Source organism: Candidatus Poribacteria bacterium (genome assembly GCA_021162805.1).
Classification (GTDB): domain Bacteria; phylum Poribacteria; class WGA-4E; order B28-G17; family B28-G17; genus JAGGXZ01.
The window spans coordinates 22,568-29,722 of record JAGGXZ010000142.1 but is presented as its reverse complement, the minus strand read 5'-3'; the positions used below and the strand labels follow the sequence as shown (position 1 = coordinate 29,722).

The window sequence follows — 7,155 nt, the reverse complement described above, 5'->3', positions numbered from 1 at the left end:
CGATGCCCAGAGCGGAGCCAAGCATGACCCTCCTGTGCGAGTTGCGTGAGCGCATGTATTCCCTCTGTGCCAAGCGGGCGTAATCGGCAAGCCTCCGCGCCACACGGCGCCTCTCACCATCGTCAAGTGCCTCCGCAGTCCAGTCAAAGAGCATGCTGTAGCGGATGAGGAACCTCGCCAGCACCTCCGTCTCGCCCGTCCTTGAGTCACGTCCGAATTTAGGGGCGATCTTCTCCGGCTCACGTTTTGCACGCTCAAGCCACTCCCTCCTTCCCGTCGCCCACCACAGCAGTCCGAACAGGCTCGGATCCGGCATCACCTCACCCTCGTGCGCCCTTCCCCCTGCGTGGACCATCGCCCCCGTTATCGGTCCTCGGACGAGGAAAACGACCGCTTTGTTCTCCCTTGCCGCTCGCTCTACACTCGTCCAGAAATCGCTCCAGGGTCTTTCACCCCTTCTCATCCATCCGACCGCTTCCTTCGGCGAGCCGAGCAGATAGGGATGTTCCTTGCCCCGCACCGCCTCAAGCAGTTCATCCACATCGGCTCCCGTAGCAGAGCAGGTCAGGAACGCCAAACTCAACAACACGCTCAATCTCACTTGGACACCCCCTTATAGCTCCAGCCTTTGACCTATCCCCATTTCGGTGGCTCGATGATAGATGCGAATCGCCGTCGCCATATCCTCTATCGCCAGACCGAGATTGATGGACATGATGCGCTCATCGTCGCTCTGCCGAGCAGGTTTGCTACCTGCGACCACCTCGCCCAAGTCGCCGTGTGGTTCTGGCACCTGTTTGAAGTAACCCACGCTCACATAGTAGCGTTGCTGCTCAAGGTCATCGGTATAGAGCCTGTCCATCGCCGAAAACGCCTCCGGCTTGAAGTATGAGTCGAAATCAAGCGGACATGCGAAGACACCCGGCTTCAGCCATTCCGCACGAATCACTGGCTGGGGTTCCTTCAGGATGGGAGTCGCCGTCACGACGATATCCGCATCGCGCACCGCATCCTCAGGCTCGGCGCATTTGATGACTTCAACGCCGAACCTCTCGCTCATCTCATCTGCGTAGCGCTCCATCGCCTCGGGTAGGATGTCGTGGACATAGACGGTCTCTATGGACGGAAATACCACCTTCAGCGCCTCCAGGTTCGTCCGCCCTTGAACGCCGCAGCCGATTATGGCGACCGCCTTTGGTGATTTCCTCGCGAGATATTTCGCGGCGACGGCTGTCGCTGCGCCCGTGCGCATGGCGGTTATCCAAGAAGCGTCCATGACCGCCATCGGAACGCCGGTTTCGGGGTCGTTCAGGATGATGAGCCCCGTGATGTATGGCAGACCGCGCTTGTGATTTTCGGGATAGCCGGACACCCATTTTATCCCCGCCGCTTCCAAGCTCGGTATGTATGCGGGCATGGCGTGGATGAAGGCGTCCTTGCGGGGGTGTATTCCGGGTTTGGGTGGCATTTCCACCCTCCCGCGCCCCTTCTCCAGGAACGCCTCCTCAACGGCGTCTATTATCTCCGCCATGCTCATCCCGACCCGCTCAACGTCCGACCTTGAAAGATAAAGCAACTCCATCGCCTGACACCTCCTCGCCGATTAATCTGTCGGTGAGCGGATTTCCAAAAATACCCAAAGCCCTTGACTCACCGAAGCAGTCCATACGTGCCGTTTGGATTGGTCCTTCGGTCAAGTCGTCATTTGCCCACGACGACGTTATTCCACCGCAGATTCATTCCTCCTCCCACTGATGTGGGACGCTGTAGTCCCTCAAAATGCCTTCCAGCTCGTCTCTCTTCTTCGCCACCTCCCCTTTCCTGTCGTGTATCTGCACGGTTATGCTGACATCGGTGCCCTGGAGCAACTCCAGCACCTTGCGCACGGGGTAGATGTTTTTGGCGCTCAGCTCCATCTTCAGGCTGAGCGGTGTGACCTTCTCCTCTTCTACCTCCTCAGTCAGAGCTTCGGTGGGCACTAAGGTGATGTTGGGGTCGTTGAGCACATCCTCTGGCACCTCGTCCTTGAATATCTTCTCCTTGCTCTTCACAGCGAACCTGCCCAGCTCAACGCCCTCACGTATAGCCTGCTTCACAGCTTCCTTCGGCTTTACGGCGATGGGCTGATCGGGCGAGCCGGTTAATACCGTTTCAACCTCCGTTACGGAGACAGGGCGCTCGCCGACACCCAACGCGGAGACGAGATAATCGGGGGTGATGGATTCAATCAAATCGCCCCTCTCCTTCAAAGCATCCTCCACCGCCTGGGCGAGCGTTTTGGCATCCCTCCTCAGGGTTACCCGCACCTCCTGCACGCCCTCGCCCGCCGGTCGGAAGAGACGGCTGTAGATGGTGAAGAGCAATCCCGCTAACTCGGTCTCCTTCTCCTTAAACTGTTCGTTCACGTCATCCCTGTCCTCCTTGTCCAGCTCACGGAATATGGAAGCACCTTTGATCGCTTTGAGTGCGAGCCATCGCCTTGCGCAGGAGCGCACCGCTCCCTCCCTGCCCTTTTCGGGTGTGAGGAAGATGAGCATATTGCGGTTGGTAGCCCTGTCCACCACATTTTTCATCCATTCCCTCGCTTGCTTCGGATCGCTCAATGAAAGTGGCAGTATCACGAGCGTCGCATGAGCTTGGTCGGGAACGGTGCTTTCATCCTGCGGTGAAGTTATGACCTGAAGGGCGCTCTTCCCTGCACCGCTGATTTCCTTCAGATGCTCAACGATCGCCTCATCCACCTGTTCGTCGGAAATCCCCTGCTCGTAGTCAAGGATGATCTTGTTAAGGTTGGGTTTTGCGGTGAAGAAATAGCGTCGGTCACGGTAGCGAAGGAACCACAGATTGTTGCGAAGCCTCCCCAGGACCTCGCTTACCTGTGCCGGGTTTATCTCCGGTCGGAGCAGAGCTATCCTCAACTCCTCCTCTGTACATCCTGTAAAATCCATTGCCGCTGAGACGCTGTAAAGGAATGCGCAGGTGGCTGCGCCCTTCGCCAGCTCCTCCCGGGCATACTCCCCACCCAACTCCCTGTCTATCTCCCTCGCTCGGTTTACGACATCGCCTGTGGCGATGGCGTCAAATGTGGTATCCAGGAGCCTCACGACCTCGGCGCGGATGTAGCGGTCTGCAAGGTCTATGTGATGGGGTTGGATCAGGAAGGCGGATGCCGGACGCCCGTTCCAGAGCCGACGGATCACGCGAGCGAGCAACACCAGCGCCCCACGGGTGCGCTGAAACTGCGGATGCGGACCCCATCGCCCGTAAAGCAGGTCAACCATCTCCGGATGAAACGGATACGCATTTATCATCCGTTCACGATACTGGGGTCTTCGGAGCCTCTCGGGGAAGAATCTGGCGTATTCGTCGTAGTAAGTGGAAAAGGCGTTTATCACTCGCTTGGCGGTGCGCTCCGTTCCGACGGACCTGAAAAGCCTTCGCTTCAAAACCCCGAAGACCTCATCTTCAGCCACGGGGGTTTCGATCAACTCCGTGCGTCCGAGCACCTTACGGACATGCTGGAACATCCACTCCGCCTGTTCTCGATCCATGGGAATCTCCAGCGAGGAGGCGGGTAGGGAGAGGACGAGCACCGATTGAGGCGTCTCATCCACAGCCGTCGTGAGCTCCCTGATGAAGATCGCCGTCTGTTCCATCAGGTTGCTGTCGCCGACCCTGATCGCCCTCGCCCTGGCCAGATAATGCATGACCTCGTCCATCAGAATCATCACGGGCTGGGTTTCCCTCAGCATCCTGGCTAACTTCGCCTGTCCAGGAGATATTCGCGCTTCGTCAGCATTCCGGATCGCCTCATAGAACCCCTTCCCACCAAGCCTATACGCCAGCTCACCCCAGAGCGTCCGGATGGTGAGTCCATCCACCTCTCGCCCGGTCACCACCTCTCCCAGCGCTACGCCATCGAGGACGGCGAGACTTATATCGCTCGGCAGATGGTGAACGTTCAGCCTCTCACAGAGCCTCTCGCCCGCTTCGGTCGCCTCAACGGCCTCCGGATTTCGGGCCGGATGGTAGAGTGCGATCATCGTGTGCGTTTTGCCCCCGCCGAAGGGCGTCTCAAGGCGCATCACAGGTGCGCCGCGCCCCGCCTCGCCCATCAGCCTTGCGAGCACCCCTTCAAGCACGTTCTCCAAACTGCGGGTCATGAACGTCTTTGCGAAGAACCGTTCAGGGTCGGTGTAATCCCTATCCGCAGTTCCGCTCTCCACAGCGTGAAGGCTTGCGGCGAACATGGATGGGTCAATGTCACGGGCAAATACGTCCGGATGGGGCTCACATACTTCCCAGATGCGTTTTAAGGCCTTTACAGGCATTTCCTTCCCCTCCTTCTAAAGTTCGACACATCAAAATGGCAACCTCAGTTGCCTTTCTGCCGTGCTGATCCCGGCGGCTTCACGCACCAGCGAGGATTGGGCCGGAAGCATTCCTCCAAGGGCGACCGATTCCGTCTCCAAGCTCGGCTCGTCCCGTTCCGCCTCGTAGAGCGCCTGTGCGACACGCCAGAAGCGATGGTCCTCGTCCTGGAAGCCGCAGAGCGCCAGGAAATGCGTCAGCTCATCCCTTGCACCCCTTCGCCAGTAGAGAAGCGAAACGTGAAGAGCGTCTACAAGCGGAAGGTCATGTATCCTGCCCTCCTCAAGCGCACGATGGATGGGTCGCGACATGGTATCGTCACGGAGCCTCGTCCAGAAATCGGGGAGCGTGACCTTCTCGCCCCTCCGTTTCACGAGCCGATGCTTCTCTGCGAGTTCATCAATCTCCGCCCCCAGGGACTTGCTCAACTTGTTCGCCTCGTCAAACTCAAGTTCTCTCCCGCCGTAAGCCCACCGCCATAGCACGTAGAACCTCGTCGGTGGGTCAACAAGCCCCAAATCCCTGCCCAGCCTCTGAAGTGCGAAGTCGGCGGCGATGGTTCTGACCTCGTCAAGGAGTTCGCCCACATCCACCTCATGCCCATCTGGGCGCAGAACCTTCTCATAGCGCCCGAAGACGCCCACGGCGGGTCCTATGGCGGAGATGAAGAAGTCCGCACCGCGCAAGCCCATATCCCAGAAGTGCTCAAGACGTTCGCTGACCGTCCCGTAAAGTTCGTCACGTATCCGATGATACCAGCCCATCTCCGCTCTCTCCGGTCGCCTGCGGCACGCCATCAGGATGGTGCTTCTGACGGCGCCCTTTCCCCGTTGATGTGTGCTCGCCTCCATCTCGGTATGCACCGCCCACGATGCAGTCGGATAAAGCCCGGCGGAAAGCAGGCTTCTAATCAACGACTCCCATGCGGTCGTGGAACGATGGGTGAACATGATGATGGCGATGCCATCGGGCTTGAGAACACGGTGGATCTCACGGAGCGCCTCGCCCATGAGCCGTTCGTAATGTCGCCTCGCAATCTCTTCGCCCTCCCTGCCCCCACCGAACCTTGCGGGGTTGACGACGATCTCCTCATCCTTGGGCGTCAACTCCCACTGGAAGGCTTCGGGATATAGGTCGCTGACCGTGCGCTTGAGCCAGACGTAGAAGAAATCCGAAAGGTCGGCATACGGCACGTTGTCATAGTAGGGTGGGTCTATGATGACAGCATCAAAGAATGACTCCTTATAATTGACGGTAGTAGCGGATCCAATATGTGAGAGTGCAATAAGTGACCTCGCAATTTGTGAGACATGCTTAGTGACTTTGTAAACCCAATCAACTGCTCCAAGCCAATCTCCAGTAACTCCGCTAAAAGGATTGATTTCAACATAGTCCCAAGCCATCTTGAGATCATGTTGAGTGAAAACATGTGCAATTTTCTCACCGGTCACATGCCATAGGCACAAAACTGCATTATAATCGGCTAACCTATCAATTACAAACCCCAAATATGTCCCCACTGCCTTGGCGTATTCAGGGTCGGTCTGCTCTGCGATGCGCTTGATGGCTTCACGAACCCACTTCCCGAAGGTCACAAGCGCAAGGAGCTGGCGGGGGTTGAAGAGATCGCACCATCGAGGCATGTTGTAAAAATAAAGATCGTCCATCCAAACTGGCAATGGGCGCTCGCGCACTTGTTCAACCACTTCCTCTGGCACCCATGGGAGACCGTTTGCCCAGGGGCTGGGTTGCCTTTTGAGATGCTCAAGCCGTTCCTTCGCCCTCTCAAATGCTTCCACGTCCTCATCCCGTGCGATGCGGTAGTTGCGCCCTCTGCCGCGCCCCGCGGTGGTGACCAGCGCTATGAGCCGATGCCCCATCCTGCCCTCTCTTGCTTCGCCCCGCACATAGTTAGCCCGAGCGGCAGTTCCGCAGACGAGGCACCTTGCGTTTGCCCGGCTGACCGTGCCCTGCGATGGGTTGAAGCCCTCCCGCATCGCCTCCGCAAGTTCTTCTCCGGAGAGCACGCAAAAATTCACACGCTTCTCCTCACGGTTCACCACGGGATAGAGCGCTACCTTTTTGTTGGACTTCCTTGCGAGCCAGAACTGGCGAAACAGGGGAATTTCCGCGCCACAGGCGGGGTTAGGACACCTTATCGTCCTGCTCCAGATGTAGGCGACAACCGTCTCTTTGGAGTGTCCCCCCTCATAAGGCGGATAGAACCCCTCAAGCTCCTCCTTCGCACGTTCAAGCACCCACTCGCCCCATCTTCTCACATCCTCGGCGAGCCTCCTCCCATACTTTTGCGGATACTCAATCGTCGCCTTAAGGATGAGATATGCGACGGGGTTGTATTCCATGGCGTGTGCTTCGCAGCCGAGCCTGAGCGCCTCAAGCGGTATGGAGCCGCCGCCTGCGAAGGAGTCCAAAACCTTGGGCGGCGCATCGGGGTAGTGTTTGCGAATCATCGCACGAGCCTGCTCCAGAAGGTGCCTCCCCACAGGGTCGCTGTCGTTAACCTCCCACTTGCACAGGCTTGCGACGAACTTCTCAAAGCCTATCTCGTCCATGTCATCGGCCGAGACGAGGCTTGCAAAGACGGCGGCACGGCAGACCGTAAGCGGTCGCCGCGCCCACCAGACATGAAGCGTGGAGATATGCCCGTGCCTTATGGCTTTCTCACGTGCGCCTTCAGCGGAAAGCTCCTTCAAAGGCAAAGCATGCTCAATCAAGCGTTTTCTCATTCGGCTTCCCCCTCATTCTATGGAGTGCAACGAACTC

Annotated in this window: 4 protein-coding genes; all 4 read right to left on the bottom strand. The window is 58.0% G+C overall.

From position 1 onward, the window contains the following. A partial coding sequence (locus J7M22_10775) for a hypothetical protein (protein ID MCD6507093.1) occupies positions 1-601 on the bottom strand: 601 nt, incomplete at its 3' end. 12 nt (positions 602-613) lie between these two features. Then, a complete protein-coding gene (locus J7M22_10770) occupies positions 614-1,582 on the bottom strand; it encodes an ornithine cyclodeaminase family protein (GenBank protein ID MCD6507092.1) in 969 nt (322 codons plus the stop codon). Positions 1,583-1,736: 154 nt separating this feature from the next. After that, entirely contained in the window at positions 1,737-4,331 is a 2,595-nt protein-coding gene (locus J7M22_10765) for an ATP-binding protein (GenBank protein ID MCD6507091.1), read from the bottom strand. Between the two features lie 30 nt (positions 4,332-4,361). After that, positions 4,362-7,106, bottom strand: a complete 2,745-nt coding sequence (locus tag J7M22_10760) for a DUF1156 domain-containing protein (GenBank protein MCD6507090.1) — start codon at positions 7,104-7,106, stop codon at positions 4,362-4,364. Positions 7,107-7,155: the final 49 nt, after the last annotated feature.